The organism is Streptomyces sp. NPDC040622, from assembly GCF_055593965.1.
Genome location: NZ_JBVIXD010000003.1, coordinates 519,781 through 540,528 on the forward strand (window position 1 = coordinate 519,781; position 20,748 = coordinate 540,528).

The window sequence follows — 20,748 nt, forward strand, 5'->3', positions numbered from 1 at the left end:
CAGGTCATGACGTCGTGCTGCCTACCGAGCATCGGCTGAGGCGGCGCGAAGACTTCGCGACCGCGGTACGCCGAGGACGCCGGGCCGGACGCCCGCTTCTCGTCGTCCATCTACGTAGCGGTGCAACGGACCCGCACGTGCCAGGGGAGAGCCTTCCCCCGACACGTGCGGGTTTCGTCGTGAGCAAGGCCGTGGGCGGAGCGGTCGTACGCAACGCGGTGAAGCGCAGACTGCGTCACTTGATGCGCGACCGGTTGGCCCTCGTGCCCCCCGGTAGCCTGGTAGTAGTACGAGCGCTGCCCGGAGCGGGCGACGCCGACCATGCACAGCTGGCCCGAGACCTGGACACCGCCTTGGAGCGGTTGCTGGGAGGGGGCGCGCGATGAAGTACCCGCTGCTGGCTCTGATCAAGCTGTACCAGTGGACGATCAGTCCGCTGCTGGGCCCGGTGTGCAAGTACTACCCGTCGTGTTCCCGCTACGGCTACCTGGCCATCGACCGGCACGGTGCGATCAAGGGAACGGCGCTCACTGCCTGGCGCATCCTGCGGTGCAATCCGTGGTCGCTCGGTGGTGTCGACCATGTTCCGCCGCGCAAGCGTCCGCGGTGGCACGAGATGCTGCGCGCTGCCTGGCGCGAACGCAAGGGCGGGCCCTCCGCCGCAGGCGCGCCGACCGGGGATCTCCCCTCGGGCACGGCCGCCGAGACCGAGACCCCGTCCCATGCTCAAGGAGCCTGATTAGTGGACACGATTGCCAGTCTCTTCAGCTTTATCACGACACCAGTTTCGTGGGTCATCGTCCAGTTCCACTCGGTGTACGGGAAGATCTTCGGTCCCGACACGGGCTGGGCCTGGGGCCTGTCCATCGTGTCCCTGGTGATCCTCATCCGGATCTGCCTGATCCCGCTCTTCGTGAAGCAGATCAAGGCCACTCGGGCGATGCAGACGCTGCAGCCCGAGATGAAGAAGATCCAGGAGCGCTACAAGAGCGACAAGCAGCGTCAGTCCGAAGAGATGATGAAGCTGTACAAGGAGTCGGGTACCAACCCGCTCTCCTCGTGCCTTCCCATCCTGGCGCAGTCGCCGTTCTTCTTCGCTCTGTACCACGTGCTCAACGGCATCGCCACGGGCAAGACGATCGGTGTCATCGACGACCAGCTCCTGGAGAGCGCGCGTAAGGCGCACATCGTCGGTGCTCCGCTGGCCGCGAAGTTCACCGACGGCGCCGACAAGGTCGCCTCCCTCGGTGCCACCCTGACGGATGTCCGGGTCGTCACCGCGGTCATGATCATCCTGATGTCGGCCTCGCAGTTCTTCACGCAGCGCCAGCTGATGACGAAGAACGTCGACACCACGGTCAAGACGCCGTTCATGCAGCAGCAGAAGATGCTGATGTACGTCTTCCCGGTCATGTTCGCCGTCTTCGGCATCAACTTCCCCGTCGGTGTCCTCGTCTACTGGCTGACCACCAACGTGTGGACCATGGGCCAGCAGATGTTCGTCATCCGCCGCAACCCGACTCCCGGCTCCAAGGCCCAGGCCGCGTTCCTGGAGCGCCTGCAGAAGCAGCTCACGCACACCAAGAAGGTGCGGGGGCGTGGCAACACGAACGTCATCAAGGCGATCGTCGCCAAGGGCCGTGACCGCAACGAGTTCGAGCGCAAGTTCATCAACGGCCTGACCAAGGCGGGCCTCGTGGCCCAGACCGACGGCACCGTGATCGAGAGCGACACCACCGTCGTCACCGAGACCGAGGACGGCACGCCCGCAGGCGGCGCCCCGAAGCGTCAGCAGCCCAAGCGCCAGAGCAAGGCCAAGCGCCAGACGGCCACGACGCAGGGTGCGACCGGGGCCACCAAGGCGGACGACGACACCTCCGACGAGAAGACCTCGCTGGAGAAGGTCGCGGCCGAACCCGAGGACGCCTCCCCCAAGGCCAAGCAGACCGGTGGCAACCAGGGCAACAAGCCCAACCCCGGTCAGCGCAGCCGAGCCAAGTCGGGACAGCAGCGCAAGGGCCAGCAGCGGCCCAAGCACCCGTCCTCCAAGAAGTAGAAGGAGCCCATCCCGTGACGGAAGGCACCACCACCACCTCCGCCGCAGCCGAGGCCGGCGACACCCTCACCCGCCTCGAGCAGGAGGGCGAGATCGCGGCGGACTACCTCGAGGGTCTGCTGGACATCGCCGACCTGGACGGCGACATCGACATGGACGTCGAGGCCGACCGTGCCGCTGTATCGATCATCAGTGAGGGCGGCGGCCGCGACCTGCAGAAGCTGGTCGGCCGTGACGGCGAGGTCCTGGAGGCGCTTCAGGAGCTCACGCGTCTCGCCGTGCACCGCGAGACCGGTGACCGCAGCCGCCTGATGCTGGACATCGCGGGCTACCGCGCCAAGAAGCGCGAGGAGCTCTCGGAGCTGGGCGCCAAGGCCGCGGCCGAGGTGAAGAGCTCCGGCGAGCCGGCCAAGCTCGAGCCGATGACTCCGTTCGAGCGCAAGGTCGTGCACGACGCCGTCAAGGCCGCAGGTCTGCGCAGCGAGTCCGAGGGCGAGGAGCCGCAGCGCTTCGTCGTCGTACTCCCCGCCTGATCGGCACAGCGTCCCCCGGCCCCGTCTGTTCGCAGGCGGGGCCGATCTTTGTCAGCCTGTTAGACAGCCACCCCCAGTGCGGTACGGAAGGACGGTCCCCGTGACGGAGGAAGCGGAGCTCCCCCCGGCGCCGGAAGAGGCCCGGACGGTATTCGGTGATCGCTTCTCGGACGCGGTCCGGTACGCGGAACTCCTTGCCGACGCGGGAGTCCAGCGCGGTCTGATCGGTCCTCGCGAAGTGCCACGCCTGTGGGAACGGCACCTGCTGAACTGTGCGGTGCTCTCCGAGGTCGTGCCCGAGGGCGTCACGGTGTGCGATGTCGGCTCAGGCGCCGGCCTGCCGGGTATCCCGCTCGCCCTGGTCCGCCCGGATCTGAAGATCACGCTTCTCGAACCGTTGCTGCGGCGTACGAACTTCCTCACCGAAGTGGTGGAGCTGCTCGGCCTCGACCACGTGACGGTCGTGCGCGGCCGTGCCGAGGAAGTGCTCGGCAAGCTCCCTCCGGTCCACGTGGTGACCGCGCGCGCCGTCGCGCCGCTGGACCGCCTGGCGGCCTGGGGTGTGCCGCTGCTCAGGCCGTACGGAGAGATGCTGCTCCTCAAGGGAGACACCGCCGAGGAAGAGGTCAAGGCGGCAGGCGCCGCCTTGAGCAAGCTCGGCGCGGTGGACACGTCGGTACTGCACGTCGGCGAGGGCGTCGTGGACCCGCTGTCCACGGTCGTCCGGGTCGAGGTCGGGGAGAGTCCCGGCGGCGTGCGCTTCGCGGCGAAGCGGGCCAAGGCGGCTCGCGCCGGACGCGCTCGCCGTCGCCGCTGAACCGCTCCCCTCGGTATCCGTGGCCGTTCCTTCGTCGACAGCCACTGATCCGTCCTGGCGACGAGCCGTACTCCACAAAAGCTGCAAAACGTACCCATACCGGGGTGTCGCACCAGCGGCACCCCGGCTGCCGTGCATCGTGTTTCACGTGAAACGTCGCTCACTGCTGCATGGCATCATCAGTCGCGGCCGCGCTGCTGAACCTCGCGACCGCCGACCCCTCGGTTCCCTCGATAAGGGGACGGAGTTGTCCACAGAGGTGGATTCGTCCACAGAAGACCGGGCCTCGCTGGTTCATGACCCTCAAAGCATGGGAGGCTCTGTTCATTGCGAGCCTGATGTCGAGGAGAGTGAATCCTTGCGGTCCGACGCCAACATCGCGGGACCGATGACCGATCCGGTCCCCGGTCCCCGTACCGAGTCGGCGGGGGAGGATGTTTCACGTGAAACACCGACCCCGATGGACGACACACCCATCGGTCGTGCTGCCCAACTGGCAGTGGAAGCTCTCGGCCGCGCAGGCGAGGGTCTGCCACGTCCTGAGCAGACCCGCGTCATGGTGGTCGCCAACCAGAAGGGTGGGGTGGGCAAGACGACGACAACCGTCAATCTCGCCGCCTCACTCGCTCTGCACGGCGCACGCGTCCTGGTGATCGACCTCGACCCGCAGGGCAATGCCTCTACGGCTCTCGGGATCGACCATCACGCCGAAGTGCCCTCTATCTACGACGTCCTGGTCGACAGCAGGCCGCTCTCCGACGTCGTCCAGCCGGTACCCGACGTCGAGGGTCTCTTCTGCGCCCCGGCCACCATCGATCTCGCCGGTGCGGAGATCGAGCTGGTGTCGCTGGTGGCACGGGAGAGCCGGCTGCAGCGGGCGATCCAGGCGTACGAGCAGCCGCTGGACTACATCCTCATCGACTGCCCGCCGTCGCTGGGCCTGCTGACGGTCAACGCGTTGGTGGCCGGTGCGGAGGTGCTGATCCCCATCCAGTGCGAGTACTACGCACTGGAAGGGCTGGGTCAGCTCCTGCGCAACGTCGACCTGGTGCGGGGACACCTCAACCCGAACCTGCATGTGTCGACGATCCTGCTGACCATGTATGACGGCAGGACTCGACTCGCCTCTCAGGTGGCGGACGAGGTGCGCAACCACTTCGGTGACGAGGTCCTGCGGACGAGCATCCCGCGGTCGGTCCGCATCTCCGAGGCCCCGAGCTACGGCCAGACGGTGCTCACCTACGATCCGGGATCGAGTGGCGCCCTCTCCTACTTCGAAGCGGCACGAGAGATCGCGCTGCGGGGAGTCGGAGTGCGCTACGACGTCCAGCACGCCCACACGGGCGCTCAGAACGACCAGCACAGCATGACGGAGGGGATGCAGTGAGCGAGCGAAGGAGAGGGCTGGGCCGAGGCCTCGGTGCCTTGATCCCTGCAGCCCCGACGGAGAAGCAGCCCTCGCAGAACATGGGGGGAGGCTCGACCTCTCCCTCGGCGGTACCGGTACTGACCGCTGAGCGAGGCGTGGCGGCCGCGAAGGTGGCGGCGCTCCCGCAGAGCTCTGTTTCACATGAAACGGTGGCGCCGCCGCAGCAGTCCGCGGAGACGCCGGAGAACCAGACGGTAGCCGGGGCGTACTTCGCCGAGCTGCCGCTGGATGCCATCACCGCCAACCCGCAGCAGCCGCGTGTGGTGTTCGACGAGGACGCTCTCGCCGAACTGGTGACCTCCATTAAGGAGGTCGGGCTTCTCCAGCCGGTCGTCGTACGGCAGATGGGACCCGCACGCTACGAGCTCATCATGGGCGAGCGGCGCTGGCGGGCCTGCCGGGAGGCGGGCCTGGAGCGCATCCCGGCCATCGTGCGGGCCACGGAGGACGAGAAGCTCCTCCTGGACGCGCTGCTCGAGAACCTCCACCGTGCGCAGCTGAACCCGCTGGAAGAGGCTGCCGCCTACGACCAGTTGCTCAAGGACTTCAACTGCACGCACGACCAGCTGGCGGACCGCATCGGTCGGTCCCGCCCGCAGGTCTCCAACACACTGCGACTGCTGAAGCTCTCGCCGGCGGTACAGCGTCGGGTGGCTGCCGGAGTTCTCTCCGCGGGGCACGCCCGTGCACTGCTCTCCGTCGAGGACTCCGAGGAGCAGGACCGGCTCGCACACCGCATCGTGGCCGAGGGGCTCTCGGTGCGTGCGGTCGAGGAGATCGTGACCCTCATGGGTTCGCGGCCACAGAGCGCTCCGAAGGCCAAGGGGCCGCGGGCCGGCACCCGCGTCTCGCCGGCGCTCAGCACCCTCGCCACCCGGCTCTCCGACCGGTTCGAGACTCGGGTGAGGGTGGACCTGGGCCAGAAGAAGGGGAAGATCGTCGTTGACTTCGCCTCTCTGGAGGACTTGGAGCGCATCCTCAGCACACTGGCTCCGGGAGAGGGGCCTGTCCTGAAGAACGGGCTGGACGAAGACGCCTCGGACGACCCCTCCGAGGGCGACAAGGCCTAGTCACAGAGCTCGGTACCGCGAGAGCGGGCCGTGTCCGGTCTGTACCGGAACACGGCCCGCTCTTTGCTTTCCTACGGTATCGGTGCAATCGCTTCGTGGATACGATGCGTTCAGGTATGGCGCATCCACCTGACGGCACCTCATTGGGGAGGCGGGGGCCATGCGAACGATGAGCCGCACCGGACTGATGACCGCGGGCCTGGGGCTGGGAGCGGTCGGCGGCTTCGTCGGCAGCCTGCTCAGGGAACGCAGCGCGCTGACAGCCGCCCGCAGTGCGGCGGCCGACGGAAGTGAGGAACCGCCTTCATGGGGCGTCGGCTCGTACCGCTCACACTGGACAACCTCCCGGACCTCCCCAACCGTTGCCGGGAGTGCGTCTTCTGGGAGCTGGATCCGGTCAGCGGAGAGGCGGCAGTAAAGGCAGGAACCCCGGAGCTGGAGAAAGAGGCGTGGATCTCCGCTGTCCTGCTGGAGTGGGGATCCTGCGGCCGGGTCGTCTACGTCGACGACGTCCCGGTGGGCTTCGTGCTCTACGCGCCTCCGGCCTACGTACCGCGCGCCACGGCGTTCCCGACGAGCCCGGTGTCCCCGGACGCCGTTCAGCTGATGACGGCCTGGATCATGCCCGGCTATCAGGGACAGGGACTCGGCAGGGTGATCGTCCAGACGGTCGCGAAGGATCTGCTGAGACGAGGCTTCAAGGCGATCGAAGCCTTCGGGGACGCACGGTGGGAGAAGCCTGCGTGCCTGCTGCCGGCGGATCATCTCCTGTCGGTGGGGTTCAAGACGGTCCGCCCGCATCCTGCCTACCCGCGGTTGCGGCTCGAGCTGCGCACCACGCTCTCCTGGAAGGAGGACGTCGAGTTGGCGCTCGACCGTCTGCTCGGAGCGGTGCAGAAGGAACCCGCGCTGCGACCGCTGTGACCCGGGGAATCAGGGCGACGACAAGCGAATGGACCAGCCCCCACAGGGACTGGTCCATTCGTGTTTCACGTGAAACATCGTCGCCGATTACTCGGAGATGAAGTCCTCGAGGTCGCGGACGATCGCGGCCTTCGGCTTGGCGCCCACGATGGTCTTGGCCACCTCGCCACCCTGGTAGACGTTCAGGGTCGGGATGGACATGACGCCGTACTTGGCGGCTGTCGCCGGGTTCTCGTCGATGTTGAGCTTGACGACCTCGATCTTGTCGCCGTGCTCGGCGGCGATCGCCTCGAGCGAGGGCGCGATCTGGCGGCACGGACCGCACCAAGCGGCCCAGAAGTCCACCAGGACAGGCTTGTCGCTCTTGAGGACGTCCTCGTCGAAGGAGGCGTCTGTCACGTTCTTCAGGGTGCCGGCCACTGCGGGCTCCTCATTTCTCGGGGTGGTGCAGGGGTGAAGGGTAGGGATCAGACGGTGGCGGTCGGGGTCTTCTCGGGCTCGGGTGCCTCGGCGTCGGAGAGCGCCGCCAGGAAGCGCTCGGCGTCGAGAGCGGCGGAGCAGCCGGTGCCGGCAGCCGTGATCGCCTGACGGTACGTGTGGTCGACGACGTCACCAGCGCCGAAGACACCGGTCAGGTTCGTCCGGGTCGAGGGCGCGTCGACCTTCAGGTAGCCCTCGTCGTCCAGCTCCAGCTGACCCTTGAAGAGCTCCGTGCGCGGGTCGTGGCCGATCGCGATGAACAGGCCCGTCACGGGCAGCTCGGACGTCTCGCCCGTCTTCAGGTTGCGCAGCGCCAGACCGGAGAGCTTCTGCTCGCCCTTGATCTCGGCGATCTCGCTGTCCCAGATGAACTTGATCTTCGGGTCGGCGAAGGCACGGTCCTGCATCGCCTTGGAGGCGCGCAGGCTGTCACGACGGTGCACGATCGTCACGGACTTGGCGAAGCGCGAGAGGAAGGTGGCCTCCTCCATCGCGGTGTCGCCGCCGCCGATCACGGCGATGTCCTGGTCCTTGAAGAAGAAGCCGTCGCAGGTGGCGCACCAGGAGACGCCGCGTCCGGAGAGGGCGTCCTCGTTCGGCAGGCCGAGCTTGCGGTGCTGCGAGCCGGTCGTGACGATGACGGTCTTCGCGCGGTGCACGGTGCCCGCGGTGTCCGTCACGGTCTTGATCTCACCACTGAGGTCGACGGCGACGATGTCGTCGGGCACGAGCTCGGCGCCGAAGCGCTCGGCCTGGGCCCGCATGTTGTCCATGAGCTCGGGGCCCATGACGCCGTCCTGGAAGCCGGGGAAGTTCTCCACCTCGGTGGTGTTCATCAGTGCACCGCCTGCTGTGACGGCGCCCTCGAACACCAGCGGCTTCAGCGACGCGCGCGCGGTGTAGAGCGCCGCTGTGTAGCCGGCGGGCCCGGAGCCGATGATGATCACGTTACGGACGTCGGTCACGGCTTGATTCCTCGTCTCTGGGGACTGCTGCGTACTGCTGGTGGGTGCCCGTCTCAGGACTCTCACCCCACCCAACGGATCCTACGGGGCATGCATTCCCCGACGCGTCCGAGCGCACGGAAGCGTGTCAGGAAGGCGAGTGCCGTGCACCACAAGACGGCTGGTCGCAGCGTCGGGTGCCCGTAGAACGGTGTGGAAAAGGATCGAGCCGTCAGCTCCGCGGGGGACCTGGGACGTCAGTTCTGTGGGTAGGCGTGCGTCACGAGGACCTTGCCCGCGGGCGGCGAGGACTTGCCGACACAGGTCGCGTCGACGACGTACGCGGAGACCTTGGTGGTGTCGGAGTCATGGGGCACCACGACGAGGTAGGCGCGCTTGCCCTCGTACGAACCCTCTTCGGCAGCGAGCGGAATCTTGTCTCCGATGCCGCGCTGAATGCACTCCGGGACCTGGACCGCCTGCTTCGGCGCGTTCATCTTGGGGGACTCCGGGCTGGAGCGGGTGTCGAACGACGGCGTCGAGCCGTCCGACTTCCCTCCGGACTCGTGGACGGAGTTCTTGTCGAGGAGATCGGCGACACGCCCCTTGAGCTTTCCCTCGGCGAAGGTGCTCGCGGTGTCCCGTCCGGAGGCCGTTCCGGTCGTCTCGCCGGAGTCGCCGCCCATCGTCTGGATCAGCAGGGTGCCCAGGCCGATCGCGGCCGCGGTGAAGACGGCGCTGAGCACGGTGGTCCGTCGGCGCATGCCCCGCAGGCGACCGCCGCGCCCCGGTCCGGTGGCAGCGCGGCCTCGTCCGGCGGGGCGGTCGGTGGCCTCGGAGGATGCGGGAGCCGACGATGTTTCACGTGAAACACGCGCGACAGCGGGCGACGGCGCAGTGGAGACGGACTCGGGGGCCGGGGCCTCGGGCGCCACGTCCTGGGAGGGGAGGCCCTCGGGAACGGTGGAGTCGAGCAGCGCTTCCGCCGCCAGTGCCGCGTCGATGCGGCCGGCGATGTCGTCCGGCATGCGCGGAGGGCCGGGGAGGGTACCGAGTATCCCGCGGATCTCCTCCAGAGAGGCGTAGACGTCGGCGCACAGCTCGCAGCTGTCCAGGTGCCGCCGCACGTCGCTGGTGCGCGACGGGGAGAGCATGCCCTCGGTCAGTTCGGAGATCTCAGCGACTTCCGGGTGCCCGGCCGAGTCGGTCGTGGTTGTCACGCTCGCCCACCTCCGCCCTTCACGGCAGCTGAATCGCTTGGTCCTGAATCCCGTGGCCCTGCTGCCGGTGGGACGGATGTCCCCTGCGTCCGGTTCCTTCCTGAGCCGGGCTTCTTGCTTTCTCCGCCGACGCCGCCGTCCCCGTCGCGTGAAGGTGCCTCCGTACGCAGATGCGTGAGCAGCGGCAGCAGTCTGGCTCTGCCGCGCGCGCAGCGGCTCTTGACGGTGCCGGTGGGGACGTCCAGGACCTGGGCGGCCTCGGCCACCGGGTAGCCCTGCATGTCGACCAGGACCAGGGCGGCGCGCTGGTCGTGCGGGAGGGTGCCCAGCGCCTCCAGGAGCTCCCGGTGGACGTCACCCCGCTCCACCGGGGCGGCGGCCGACTCCTCCGGCTCCAGAAGCTGTTCCAGGCGCTCGGTGTCGTCGATCGGGGAGGTCTTCCGGGATGCCGCTTTGCGCGCGCGGTCCAGGCAGGCGTTCACGGTGATCCGGTGCAGCCACGTCGTCACGGCGGACTGCCCGCGGAACGTGTGCGCGGCGCGGTAGGCGGAGACGAGGGCGTCCTGCACCGCGTCGGCGGCTTCCTCGCGGTCCCCGAGCGTGCGCAGGGCCACGGCCCACAGCCGGTCGCGATGGCGCCGCACCAGCTCGCCGAAGGCGTCTTTGTCGCCGGCGACATGGCTGGAGAGGAGGTCCTTGTCGCTCATCTCACCGTGCGCGGTGCCGTCCACCGTCGAACCCCCTCCCCCAGTGAGCCGTGGCGGGCCGATGCCTCAGCCCTTGAGCTTCACGTCCGTTATGGCTTGCTTGTATCCCGCGCTGTAGTACCCGTCGAGACCGGACTTCGGCACCGCGGTCATCCACAGGAGCACGTACCGCGACTTCACGGCCTTCTTGGCCTTGATCGTCGCGGTCTGGCCCGACGTGGTGGCCGTACCGATCTTCTTCATCGACTCGATGCCCGCCGAGGGCGTCAGCGAATCCGTTGCGTACAGCGAGACCGTGGTGTGGGGGCCGCCGTACCGAAGCGCTATCGACGCCTGCGACACGTCCTTCTCCGAGCCGAGGTCGTAGACGATACCGACACCGGGCTTGTACGGGGCGAGCTCAGGGCCGTCGTTGAACGTCTTGGTGCGCCAGAGCGTGGACGAGTCGTTGTCGTAGGTGTTGGCGACGGTCCCCGGGGCCTGGAGGGCTTCGCCCTTCAGGGCGAACTCCTGACCATTCTTGATGCTGATCGGCTTCGCGGGCTTGGGCTGCCCCTTGTCGCCGCCTCCGGTGGTGTGCGACGTACCGGAGTCCCCGGACTTTTCGCGGTCCATCAGGGCGTCGGCCAGCTGCCAGCTGCCCAGGCCGAGCGCGGCGATGAGCAGCGCCGAGACGGCCCACTTGAGGGCCTTGCCGGTACGGCTCTGCAGCGGGGGCGGCGGGGCCTGCACGGGCTGGGTGGCGCCCGGGTGGGCCGCGGTGCGGCCGTATGTGCCCTGCTGGTACGTCGTGCGCTGGTATTCGGGCGGCGCGGTGAACGCGGGCTCCGGCGGGCGGATGCGGGGCATCTCACCGATCGCCTTCACCAGCTCCTCCGGCGTCGTGCACGGAGGTTCCTGGCGTGACGCGGTCGCGCCGTCGTTGACGAGCGCGCGCATGGCGAGCTCGGAGAGGCCGCGGTGGACGCCCGCCCGCACCTGGTCGGGGGCGATGAGTCCGACGCCCTTGGGCAGCCCGGAGAGGCCGTACGCATCGTCCTCGTAGGGCCAGCGCTGGGTCAGTGAGGCGTACAGGAGAGCGCCGATCGCCTCCGTGTCCGTGCGCTGCGGGGTTTCGGAGCCGATGCCGCGCAGCGCGGCGTTCACGGCGAGGCCGCGGATGCGGTACTGGCCCGTGGACGTGCGCAGGACGGCGCTCGGGGTCAGCCGCAGATGCGCGAGACCCTCACGGTGCGCGGCAGCCATGGCCTGGGAGACCTGGCTGACGAGCTGGTAGGCGTCATGTGCCTCGAGCGGGCTCGCGGCCAGGAGTGCGGTGAGCTCCGTGGCGTCCGGAAGCCACTCGTGGACGACGTAGACGAGATCGTTCTCCTCGACGGCGTCCAGGACCTGCACGAACCGCGGGTCACCGAGCAGCGCCGAGGAACGGGCCGCCGCGAGGACCGAGCGGGCCCTCGGGTGGTCGGCGGGCAGGAGATGCACGCCTACGGCGCGGCGCAGCTTCTCGTCGACAGCACGCCAGCTGCTGAAACCGTCCAGACGGGTGACGCACTCTTCGAGCCGATAACGTCTGGCGAGTTTGTGACCGCTGTGCAGTTCTGGGGGTGAGGGGGCCTCGCGGGTCGCGGGCGCCTTCTTCTCCGCCGTCTCCGCCGCGTCTTCATCTGCTGCCGTGTCCCGCTCCCGGGTCTGGGCCACCCCGTCGGCCGTGGCCTGCTCCGCCTTGGCGGTCAGCGGCTCATCGCCGCTGTTGTCTGCCACGTCGACGGCAGCCGTGCTCCGTTCCGCCACCGTCGTTCCTGCCTCCCCATCCGTTGCGCTTCGTCAGACGCCAAAGCCAATTGTGCCCACAGTCCGGTGCTATGCACGACACGCGGTGGCCGACGATGGTTGTGCGGGGCCGACCATCTCAGCGACCGAGACGGCCGCGGACCATGCCGACCATCGAGTTGAGCTCCGCGATCCGCATCTTCCGGGCGGCCACGAAGAAGACACCGATGAGTGCGATGCCTCCGGCGACCAGCGCCGCCAGGGAGCTGATCGCCCCGGTGCCCATCGCCTTCAGGATGGCGAAGCCCACGGCGCCACCGACGAGGGCCGCGGGGATCGAGGCGCCGAAGAGGCGGGTGTACGTGCGTGCCACCTGGGCGCCGTCCAGATCGCCGCCGAGTCGCACCCGCAGGCGCCGCCAGGCGACACCGACGCCGACCGCGTAGGCGAGGCCGTAGGAGGCGGCCATGCCGACGACGGCCCACCGGGCGGGCAGGACGAAGAAGCACAGGGCCGAGGCCACCGCGTTGACGGTCGCCACGATCACGGTGTTGTAGAACGGCGTCCGCGTGTCCTCGTAGGCGTAGAAGCCGCGCAGGACGACGTACTGGACCGAGTACGGAATCAGGCCGAGCCCGAACGCCATCAGGGTGTAGCCGATGTTCTGCGCGCCCGAGCCGGAGCCCGCGTACAGCAGCGTCGCCATCGGCACGCCGAGGGCGAGGAAGGCGAAGGCGCACGGCACGATCGCCACGGCCGAGGTCCGCAGGCCGTACGAGATGTCGTCGCGGACGGCAGCCGCGTCGCCGTCGTTCGCCGAGCGGGAGATGCGGGGCAGGACCGCGGTCATCACGGAGACCGTGATGATGGCCTGCGGCATCTGCCACAGGAGCAGCGCGTAGTTGTAGGCGGTGATGCCGGTGCCGGAGTGGCCGTCCGCCGTGGCCGTCGTGCCCGCGCTGGTGGCGAGCTGGGTGACGACCACCATGCCGATCTGGTTGGCCAGCACGAAGAAGAAGGTCCACTTCGCGAGCCGCGCGGCCTTGCCGAGGCCGTGGCCGCGCCAGTCGAAGCGCAGCCGGAGCTTGAAGCCGGCCTCGCGCAGGTACGGGAGCATGGCCAGGGCCTGCACGACCAGGCCGAGCAGGGTGCCGAGACCCAGGAGGCGCACGCCGTCCGGCGTGATGTTCGCGGGGGTGACCCCGGAGTCGGTGAAGCCGCCGAAGGCCCAGATGAAGGCGCCGAAGGTGGCGATGACGACGATGTTGTTGAGGACCGGGGTCCACATCATCGCGCCGAAACGGCCGCGGGCGTTGAGGATCTGCCCGAGCACGACGTGCACGCCCATGAAGAACATCGTCGGAATGCAGAAGCGCGCGAAGGTGACGGTGACGTCCATGCGGACGGGGTCGTCCGCGATCGTCGGCGACATCATGCGGACGAACATCGGCGCCGCCACCACACAGATGAGGGTGACACCGGCGAGCAGGACCATCACGAGGGTCAGGAGCCGGTTGGCATAGCCCTCGCCCTCGTCCTCGTCGTTCTTCATGGCCCGCACGAGCTGCGGGATGAAGACCGCGTTCAGGGCGCCGCCGCCGACCAGGACGTAGATCATCGTCGGCAGGGTGTTCGCGACCTGGTACGAGTCGTTGAGCAGGCCGACACCGATCGCGGCGGCCATGACCAGGGTCCGCAGGAAGCCGGTGAGGCGGGAGACGATCGTGCCCGCCGCCATGAGGGCGCTCGACTTCAGCAGGCTCGACGCGCGGCCGCCGGACTTGGCGGCGGGCGCCGGTCCCGGTGAAGGTGCCGGCGCGGGCGCCGGTGCCGGCACGATCGGCTGGTCCGCGGGCGGGTAACCGCCGTCGACGGGCTGCTGGTAGCCGTTGCCCTGCTGGTAGCCGTCACCCTGGGGATAGTCGCCGCCCTGGGGATAGCCGGCTTGCGGGTACCCGCCTTGCTGGTACCCGGCCTGCTGGTAGCCCGCCTGTTGATAGCCGCCCTGCTGGTACGCGTTCTGCTGGTACCCGGCCTGTTGGTAGCCGTCCTGCGGATACGCGCTCTGCTGCTGACCTTCCTGCTGGTATCCGGCCTGCTGATTGCGGTAGCCGCCCGGCTGCTGGTCACGGAAGAGGTGAGCGAAGGCGTCCGGCTCGTGGTGTTCCTCGCCGGAATGGGTGACCAGGTCATCGACGCCGACGAACTGCGTCGTACGGGCGTCGTCGCCGTACGGGAGGTGCCGGGTCGGCCCCTCCGGCTCGGGGGCCGGGGGCTGTGCCCACATGCGCGGGTCGGGGGCGTGCTGGGGGGAGGGCGGCTGGCCGTAGAGCGGCTGCTGCTGATAGGTGCCGGGCGGCGGCGGGGGGTGCGCCGCGCGGTCGTACAGGGCCTCGGTCACCGGGTCCTGGGCGGAGAGGTCCTGCGCCCGGTAGGGGTCCTGGTCGTAGGCGTCCTGGAGATACATGTCCGGTGCGGGCTGCGGGGGCACCTGCCCGTGCTCGGGAGAGCCGGGCGGCGGGCCCCCGGGCGAGGCGGAGCCGCCCGTGCCCTGGCCACGGTCACCGTCGTACGGCGCGTTCATGGTTACCCCACCTCATCGTCCCCGGGCCCACCGGCCACGACATCGCTCAACGGTCCACTCTCTCACCCGTGTCCGACGGGTCGGTGCTTTCCGGAGCGGTGTCCGGTGTCGGGTCACTCGGCTGCTCGGGGTCGTCCGTCCCGGACGCGTCTCCGGAACCCCCCTCGGGGCCGTCCTCCGGTCCTTCGTCCGTGCCCTGTTCCGGGCCTTCCTCGGCCTTCTTGCGGGCCGCGCGCTTGCGCTGGGTGTACATCCGGAACCCGGCGAGCACGAGGAGCAGGAGTCCGCCGGCGATGACGAGCATCACGGTGAGGGTGACCTCGGTGACGTTGACCTCGAAGCGCACGGCCTGGCCGTAGGGCTCGCCGTCCTCCGTGTAGAGCTGGGCGTACACGGGGACCGGACCGTTGGCATTGGCCGTGGTCGTGAACTTCACGGATTGGGAGTGCCCGCCCGCGACCTTGATCGGCTTCTCTTCGAACTGGCCGTCGCCGATCTTCAGACGCGTGGGATTCGTGGAGGAGAGGCGCAGGACCAGGTGGTCGACGCCCTGCACCAGGTTGTTCTGCACCGATACCGGGATCGTCGCGCTGCGGCCCGAGAGCTTCGCGTCGGACCGCTGGATCAGGGAGACCTGCTTGGTGAGGTCTCCCAGGTAGGCCCCGACGCTGTCCTGGTAGGCCGTCGCCTCCTTCGGGCGGCCGCGCCAGGACGTCGACATCTCACGGTCTATGGCCCGCCCGAAGGGGGTGACCACGCGGTCCTTCTCGCTGAGGATCACCTGAAAGCGTTCGAGCTGGTTCTGGGTGCTCTGGATCGACTCGAAGGCCTTCTGCGGCAGTTCCTGCTTGCGCAGCGCCGCAGGGTAGGCGGCGGCCGAGGGTACCCGGGTGGTGGCCTGTGGGTCCGGCTTGGCCTTCGCCGCAGCCGTCAGGTCCTCGAACTGCGACCACTTGCCGTCGGCGAGCGTGCTCAGCGCCTTCTGCATGGTCTGCGCCTGGCTGGCCGAGGGCATGCGCTGGGGGGCGACGACGATGCTCCGCTGCTTGCCGGGATCCTGCATGGTGAGCATCAGGCTCTGGGCGAGGAACTCCTGGACGGCGAGCGTCGAGTTCTCGGACTCCGACATGTCGCCCTGGAAGGCCGTCGAGAGGCGGGCGTCGGCCACCACGGCGGTCGTGCCGCCGCCGATGGGCCGGGCCGCGGTCGGCGCGTACGGCAGCCCGCCGGTCTCGCGCAGGCTGTCGCTCCGGGTGATCACCGAGTGGGCGCCCGCGGAGGTGGCGACGTCGACGACCGACGGGTCGATCGCCCCGTCGGCGGGCCACGCGAAGTCCGTGCTCGGCTTCACCTGGAGGATCGTCTGCACCGTCTCGGCGCCGACGTCAGTGGCTTCCTTGAGGCGGCCGAGGGAGCCGCTGACCTTCTTGCCGTTGTGCGCGAGGGAGGCAAGATCGGGGTCGGCGAAGGGCAGCGCGACGACCTTCTTGCCCTTGACGGCGCTCTGGAGGTCGTTGAGCCACTGGTTCGCGACCGCCTGGTGCCGGCCGGCCCGGGTCGTGTCCCCGTGGGGGTTCTCGATCCGGTAGTTCTTCGTCATCGCCTCCACGGCGGCGAGCAGATCCGGGTCGATGACCCAGGTGACGTCCAGTTCCTTGCCGCGGGACAGGAGCTGCTCCAGGCGCCCGCCGGAGGCCAGCTCGTCGGCCAGGTCGTCGTTCTTGAAGACGGGCGTCTGCTGTTCGTCGGACCCGGTCTTCGCCGTGAGGTGAGTGGAGGTGGTGAGCGGCCACAGGTACGACATCTTTGTCTTCGTGCCGGCCGCTTCGGGCTGCCACGGCAGGAAGGTGCGCTCGATGCCGAGCACCTGGGAGTAGGGCTGGGCGCTGGTCTGGCCGGTGAGGGTGACGCCCAGCTGGTAGACGCCACTGGCGGACAGGGACAGGGCCTTGACGGGTACGGAGATGCTGAAGTCCTGTCGCACACCCGGCGCGAGCCTGGTGATCTTCTCGACGTACTTCCCGCCGACCTCCGTGCCGTCCGCCCCCGGCTGGTAGCCCGTGCGCTTTGCGGCGCTGTCGATCTCGCTGCGGCTGTTGAGGGTGGGGCCGACGCGCAGGCCGACCTGTGCCCCGGTCACCGTCTGCTTGCCGTTGTTGGTGACCGTGCCCGAAACGGTGAGCGTGTCGCCCTCGCCGGGAGCGGTGGGGGTGAGCGAGTCCAGGGAGACGTCGACGGTGCGGGATCCGGTGGCGTCGGCCTTCGCGCTCGGCACGGCGCCGGTCTTGGTGTCCGGCACCGTGGCATGCGCCACAGGACCTGCCGGTACCTGCAGAAGGCCGGCCAGCAAAGGGGTACCCACCAGCAGTGCTGCGGTGCGCCGCAGCCACCGGCTGGCAGGTGAGGGGCTCGTCCCCGGGAAGTCTGCCGCCTCGGCCACGCGTTCGCCCGTCCCTCGTCATCAGTGGTCGTCGGTTGTGCGTCCACGCATGGTAACGATGCGCGCTGTGGCGAAGTGCCGCGGACTGCTCCACGTGATCGGAAGTGGACAGCTCCATGTGACCTGCGGACAGCTCCAGGTGAGGAGTGGGCAGCTCCGCGTGATGGTGGCGAAGCTCCGCGTGATGGGGCGGCGCGGCGGCGCGACCGTCGGGCCGTGGGGCCCGGCGGGAATCGGGTCGGCCGCGGGCGCCGGGCCACGTACCCTTTTCTGTTGTGCCGAACGCCATTGAAGACAATCCCAGCGAACTGAGCCAGGTGCAGCGCCGCGCGGTCGGCGAACTGCTCCGTGTGTCCCCTGTCGCGGACGACCTCGCCCGCCGGTTCCAGGAGGCAGGGTTCTCCCTCGCCCTGGTCGGCGGCTCGGTCAGGGACGCCCTTCTGGGCCGGCTCGGCAATGACCTGGACTTCACGACCGACGCCCGCCCCGAGGACGTACTGAAGATCGTCCGGCCGTGGGCCGACGCGGTGTGGGAGGTCGGGATCGCCTTCGGCACGGTCGGCTGCCAGAAGGACGCCCGTGTCGGAGACGTTGATCTGAGCTTCCAGGTCGAGGTTACGACGTACCGCTCGGAGGCGTACGACAGGACCTCGCGCAAGCCGGAGGTCTCGTACGGCGACTCCATCGAGGAAGACCTCGTCCGGCGCGACTTCACCGTGAACGCGATGGCCGTGGCGCTCCCCGAGAAGGAGTTCATCGACCCGCACGGCGGCCTTGAGGACCTGTCCGAGCGCGTCCTGCGTACCCCCGGCACTCCCGAGGACTCCTTCTCGGACGACCCGCTGAGGATGATGCGGGCCGCGCGTTTCGCCGCGCAGCTGGACTTCGAGGTGGCCCCCGACGTCGTCGCCGCGATGACGGCGATGGCCGAGCGCATCGACATCGTCTCCGCGGAGCGCGTGCGGGACGAATTGAACAAACTGATCCTCTCCGCACATCCGCGCAAGGGACTGGCCCTTCTCGTCGACACGGGGCTGGCCGAGCGGGTTCTGCCCGAGCTGCCGGCGCTGCGTCTGGAACGTGACGAGCACCACCGCCACAAGGACGTGTACGACCACTCGCTGATCGTCCTCGAGCAGGCGATGGCGCTGGAGACGGACGGCCCCGACCTGACGCTGCGGCTCGCCGCGCTGCTGCACGACATCGGCAAGCCGAAGACGCGGCGCTTCGAGGGCGACGGCCGGGTCTCCTTCCACCACCACGAGGTGGTCGGGGCCAAGATGGTCAAGAAGCGGATGACGGCTCTCAAGTACTCCAACGAGCTGGTGAAGGACGTCTCGCGACTGGTCGAGCTCCACCTGCGCTTCCACGGCTACGGCACGGGAGAGTGGACGGATTCGGCCGTACGCCGCTACGTGCGCGATGCGGGTCCGCTCCTGGAGCGTCTGCACAAGCTGACCCGCTCCGACTGCACGACGCGCAACAAGCGCAAGGCGAATGCCCTGTCGCGTGCGTATGACGGCCTGGAGGAGCGCATCGCCCGCCTGCAGGAGCAGGAGGAGCTGGACTCGATCCGACCCGATCTCGACGGCAACGACATCCAGGAGATCCTGGGCGTCGGCCCGGGCCCGGTGATCGGCAAGGCCTACAAGTTCCTGCTGGAGCTGCGCCTCGAGAACGGGCCGATGGAGCGGGACGCCGCGGCGGCGGCGCTCAAGGAGTGGTGGACCGCGCAGAACTGAGACGGGGCGGCGGGTGTCTCACGGTTTCACGTGAAACATCCGTCACCCCGGATATGCCGAGGGGCGTTGTTTCACGTGAAACCGTGAAACAACGCCCCTCGGCCGTCTTCTCCTACTTGGTCTTCTTCAGGCAGAGCACCACGTTGTGGCCCTTGCCCTGCTGGTAGTAGGCGACCTCGGAGGTCTTGACGGCCTCGCACTTGTCGCTGTCGCTGGTGTTGTCGAACTTCTCGACGACCTCGAACTCGGAGTCGCTTGAGGAGCAGTCGACTTCCTTGAGGTCCGGCGAGAACTGCGTGCCCTCGTTGTGCATGCAGCTGCCGACCGACGTGGACTCGGCATCGCTCTTGCCGAGGTACCACTTGCCGACGGCTATGAGGATCGCGACCAGGATGAAGCCGCCGATGCGCAGAAGCAGCTTCCTGCCGCTGCGGCGGGGGGCCGGCGGCGGGGGAACGGGGCCGCCCTGGTTGAAGGCCGGATACGGCTGCTGCGGCACGGTCCCCTGACCCTGCTGCGGCGGGTAGGGGGCCTGCTGGCCGTACGGTGCGCCGCCCTGGGGCTGGCCATAGGGGTTCTGGCCCTGGGGCGGGTACGGAGTCTGGCCCTGGGGCGGCGGAGTGGTCACTTTGGGGTTCCCCCTTGAACGAGAGCGCGATGGCGCGAATAAGACGCCCGTAAGTTATCGGGGAGCAGTGACATCTCTGAAGCCCAGAGGGGCTCTGTGTCACTGATGTGACACTTACTGCGCGTCAAACCGCCGCATAGCGGCCGCAATTGCCGCGTAGAGCAAAGCCACCCCGACGACCAGCGGAGCCGACCGCCCATCAGGCGGCAGGACCAGCGCCGCCACCGCTGCCGCGCCCACGAACGCCACGTTGAAGAGGACGTCGTAGAGGGAGAAGACGCGGCCGCGGAAGCCGTCGTCCACCGAGGACTGCACCACCGTGTCCGTGGCGATCTTCGCGCCTTGGGTCGTCAGGCCGAGCACGAAGGCGGCGACGAGGAGGGGGACGGGCTCGAAGGGGAGGCCGAGTGCCGGTTCCAGGACAGCCGCTGTGCCCGCGCACGCGGCGATCCAGCCGCCCGGTCCCAGGCGTCCCACCGCCGTCGGCGTCACCAGGGCCGCCACGAAGAACCCCGCGCCCGAGACCCCCACGGCCAGGCCCAGCAGCGCGAGCCCGTCGGACTCCGACGACGACCAGGCGTACCGGCACAGCATGAGGACCATGACGGTCAGCGCGCCGTAGCAGAACCGCAGCACTGTCATCGCGGCCAGTGCGCGGGTGGCGGCGGGGCGCCCGGCAAGGTGCCGGACCCCGGCCTTCAGTCCCCGTGCCGTTCCGGCCAGCGCCGCCACGAGCCGTGGCTGCACCAGGTCCGGGTCGGGGCCGAGCAGTTCACGTGCCATGCGCAGCGAGGCGAGAGCCGCGCAGAGGTACAGGGCGGCGCCGCAGAGGACCACTGCCGCGTCCGAGTCCGCCCCGACCAGGCGGATCACGAAGGCGAGGCCGCCGCCCACGGTGGCGGCGAGCGTCCCCGCGGTCGGCGACAGGGAGTTGGCGATGACCAGACGGTCGGCGTCGACCACCCGCGGCAGCGCGGCCGAGAGCCCGGCCAGGACGAAGCGGTTGACGGCGGTGACGCAGAGGGCGGAGAGGTAGAAGAGCCAGTCGGGGACGCCGCTCAGCATCAGCACGGCGGTCAGCGCCGCCAACGCGGCCCGCAGGAGGTTGCCGTACAGGAAGACCTGGCGGCGTTGCCAGCGGTCGAGGAGGACGCCCGCGAAGGGGCCGATCAGGGAGTAAGGGAGGAGCAGTACCGCCATGGCGGAGGCGATGGCCGCCGGCGAGGTCTGCTTCTCCGGGGAGAAGACGACGTAGGTGGCGAGCGCGACCTGGTAGACGCCGTCCGCGCCCTGGGAGATCAGCCGTACGGCGAGCAGCCGCCTGAAGTCCCGCAGTCGCAGCAGTATCCGCAGGTCACCGACGACAGCCATGGAGCACACCCTCACATACGAGGAGGGCCCCCG

Annotated in this window: 18 protein-coding genes; 9 read left to right on the forward strand and 9 right to left on the reverse strand. The window is 69.0% G+C overall.

All coding sequences use genetic code 11. The features are described 5' to 3' along the window. The first annotated feature begins 14 nt into the window (after window positions 1-14). The 8 genes from rnpA (at window position 15) to ACZ592_RS10785 (ending at window position 6,829) form a co-directional block, all read left to right on the forward strand. Window positions 15-386, forward strand: coding sequence for a ribonuclease P protein component (gene rnpA / locus ACZ592_RS10750; protein WP_471581160.1), 372 nt, complete (start codon window positions 15-17; stop codon window positions 384-386). Beyond that, the gene (yidD, locus tag ACZ592_RS10755) at window positions 383-739 is read left to right on the forward strand and encodes a membrane protein insertion efficiency factor YidD (protein ID WP_471581161.1); all 357 of its coding nucleotides are present in this window, start codon (window positions 383-385) and stop codon (window positions 737-739) included. The genes rnpA and yidD overlap by 4 nt, the downstream gene beginning before the upstream one ends. Before the next feature lie 3 nt (window positions 740-742). Then, on the forward strand, window positions 743-2,056 hold the full coding sequence (gene yidC / locus ACZ592_RS10760; RefSeq protein WP_471581162.1) for a membrane protein insertase YidC: 1,314 nt from the start codon (window positions 743-745) through the stop codon (window positions 2,054-2,056). 14 nt (window positions 2,057-2,070) lie between these two features. Next, a complete protein-coding gene (locus ACZ592_RS10765) occupies window positions 2,071-2,589 on the forward strand; it encodes a Jag family protein (protein ID WP_471581163.1) in 519 nt (172 codons plus the stop codon). A gap of 100 nt (window positions 2,590-2,689) precedes the next feature. Further along, entirely contained in the window at window positions 2,690-3,406 is a 717-nt protein-coding gene (gene rsmG, locus ACZ592_RS10770; protein ID WP_471581164.1) for a 16S rRNA (guanine(527)-N(7))-methyltransferase RsmG, read from the forward strand. 310 nt (window positions 3,407-3,716) lie between these two features. Further along, on the forward strand, window positions 3,717-4,793 hold the full coding sequence (locus ACZ592_RS10775; RefSeq protein WP_471581165.1) for a ParA family protein: 1,077 nt from the start codon (window positions 3,717-3,719) through the stop codon (window positions 4,791-4,793). Next, a complete protein-coding gene (locus ACZ592_RS10780; RefSeq protein WP_471581166.1) occupies window positions 4,790-5,905 on the forward strand; it encodes a ParB/RepB/Spo0J family partition protein in 1,116 nt (371 codons plus the stop codon). Before ACZ592_RS10775 ends, ACZ592_RS10780 begins: the two co-directional genes overlap by 4 nt. A 306-nt stretch (window positions 5,906-6,211) precedes the next feature. Continuing rightward, window positions 6,212-6,829 carry a GNAT family N-acetyltransferase gene (locus ACZ592_RS10785; RefSeq protein WP_471581167.1) on the forward strand — a complete coding sequence of 206 codons (618 nt, stop codon included), beginning with the start codon at window positions 6,212-6,214 and terminating at the stop codon, window positions 6,827-6,829. 87 nt (window positions 6,830-6,916) lie between these two features. Here ACZ592_RS10785 and trxA read toward each other — a convergent pair whose 3' ends face one another. The 7 genes from trxA to ACZ592_RS10820 form a co-directional block, all read right to left on the reverse strand. Beyond that, window positions 6,917-7,249 (reverse strand): thioredoxin, encoded by a 333-nt coding sequence (trxA, locus tag ACZ592_RS10790; protein ID WP_471581168.1) that lies wholly within the window; start codon window positions 7,247-7,249, stop codon window positions 6,917-6,919. Window positions 7,250-7,296: 47 nt separating this feature from the next. Then, on the reverse strand, window positions 7,297-8,274 hold the full coding sequence (gene trxB, locus ACZ592_RS10795; RefSeq protein ID WP_471581169.1) for a thioredoxin-disulfide reductase: 978 nt from the start codon (window positions 8,272-8,274) through the stop codon (window positions 7,297-7,299). A gap of 236 nt (window positions 8,275-8,510) precedes the next feature. After that, window positions 8,511-9,473: an anti-sigma factor family protein gene (locus ACZ592_RS10800; protein WP_471581170.1), complete on the reverse strand. Its 963-nt coding sequence runs from the start codon at window positions 9,471-9,473 to the stop codon at window positions 8,511-8,513. After that, on the reverse strand, window positions 9,470-10,180 hold the full coding sequence (sigM, locus tag ACZ592_RS10805; RefSeq protein WP_471581417.1) for an RNA polymerase sigma factor SigM: 711 nt from the start codon (window positions 10,178-10,180) through the stop codon (window positions 9,470-9,472). The genes ACZ592_RS10800 and sigM overlap by 4 nt, the downstream gene beginning before the upstream one ends. A 66-nt stretch (window positions 10,181-10,246) precedes the next feature. After that, entirely contained in the window at window positions 10,247-11,971 is a 1,725-nt protein-coding gene (locus ACZ592_RS10810) for a protein kinase family protein (protein WP_471581171.1), read from the reverse strand. Between the two features lie 118 nt (window positions 11,972-12,089). Then, a complete protein-coding gene (gene murJ / locus ACZ592_RS10815; RefSeq protein WP_471581172.1) occupies window positions 12,090-14,534 on the reverse strand; it encodes a murein biosynthesis integral membrane protein MurJ in 2,445 nt (814 codons plus the stop codon). A gap of 46 nt (window positions 14,535-14,580) precedes the next feature. Further along, window positions 14,581-16,974: a DUF6049 family protein gene (locus ACZ592_RS10820; protein ID WP_471581173.1), complete on the reverse strand. Its 2,394-nt coding sequence runs from the start codon at window positions 16,972-16,974 to the stop codon at window positions 14,581-14,583. Window positions 16,975-17,249: 275 nt separating this feature from the next. Here ACZ592_RS10820 and ACZ592_RS10825 point away from each other — a divergent pair, with 275 nt between their 5' ends. Beyond that, the gene (locus ACZ592_RS10825; RefSeq protein WP_471581174.1) at window positions 17,250-18,716 is read left to right on the forward strand and encodes a CCA tRNA nucleotidyltransferase; all 1,467 of its coding nucleotides are present in this window, start codon (window positions 17,250-17,252) and stop codon (window positions 18,714-18,716) included. A gap of 112 nt (window positions 18,717-18,828) precedes the next feature. Here the strand turns inward: ACZ592_RS10825 and ACZ592_RS10830 are convergent, their stop codons facing one another. Both ACZ592_RS10830 and ACZ592_RS10835 read right to left on the reverse strand, forming a co-directional pair. Beyond that, window positions 18,829-19,344 carry a DUF3824 domain-containing protein gene (locus tag ACZ592_RS10830; protein WP_471581175.1) on the reverse strand — a complete coding sequence of 172 codons (516 nt, stop codon included), beginning with the start codon at window positions 19,342-19,344 and terminating at the stop codon, window positions 18,829-18,831. Window positions 19,345-19,458: 114 nt separating this feature from the next. Beyond that, window positions 19,459-20,715 carry an MFS transporter gene (locus tag ACZ592_RS10835; protein WP_471581176.1) on the reverse strand — a complete coding sequence of 419 codons (1,257 nt, stop codon included), beginning with the start codon at window positions 20,713-20,715 and terminating at the stop codon, window positions 19,459-19,461. Window positions 20,716-20,748: the final 33 nt, after the last annotated feature.

What these genes read in the sequence shown, in the direction of transcription:
- murJ (WP_471581172.1), bottom strand. Translation starts at nt 14,534, where the DNA reads ATGAACGCGCCGTACGACGGTGACCGTGGCCAGGGCACGGGCGGCTCC.
- ACZ592_RS10785 (WP_471581167.1), top strand. Translation starts at nt 6,212, where the DNA reads ATGGGGCGTCGGCTCGTACCGCTCACACTGGACAACCTCCCGGACCTC.
- yidD (WP_471581161.1), top strand. Translation starts at nt 383, where the DNA reads ATGAAGTACCCGCTGCTGGCTCTGATCAAGCTGTACCAGTGGACGATC.
- ACZ592_RS10835 (WP_471581176.1), bottom strand. Translation starts at nt 20,715, where the DNA reads ATGGCTGTCGTCGGTGACCTGCGGATACTGCTGCGACTGCGGGACTTC.
- sigM (WP_471581417.1), bottom strand. Translation starts at nt 10,180, where the DNA reads ATGAGCGACAAGGACCTCCTCTCCAGCCATGTCGCCGGCGACAAAGAC.
- ACZ592_RS10775 (WP_471581165.1), top strand. Translation starts at nt 3,717, where the DNA reads ATGGGAGGCTCTGTTCATTGCGAGCCTGATGTCGAGGAGAGTGAATCC.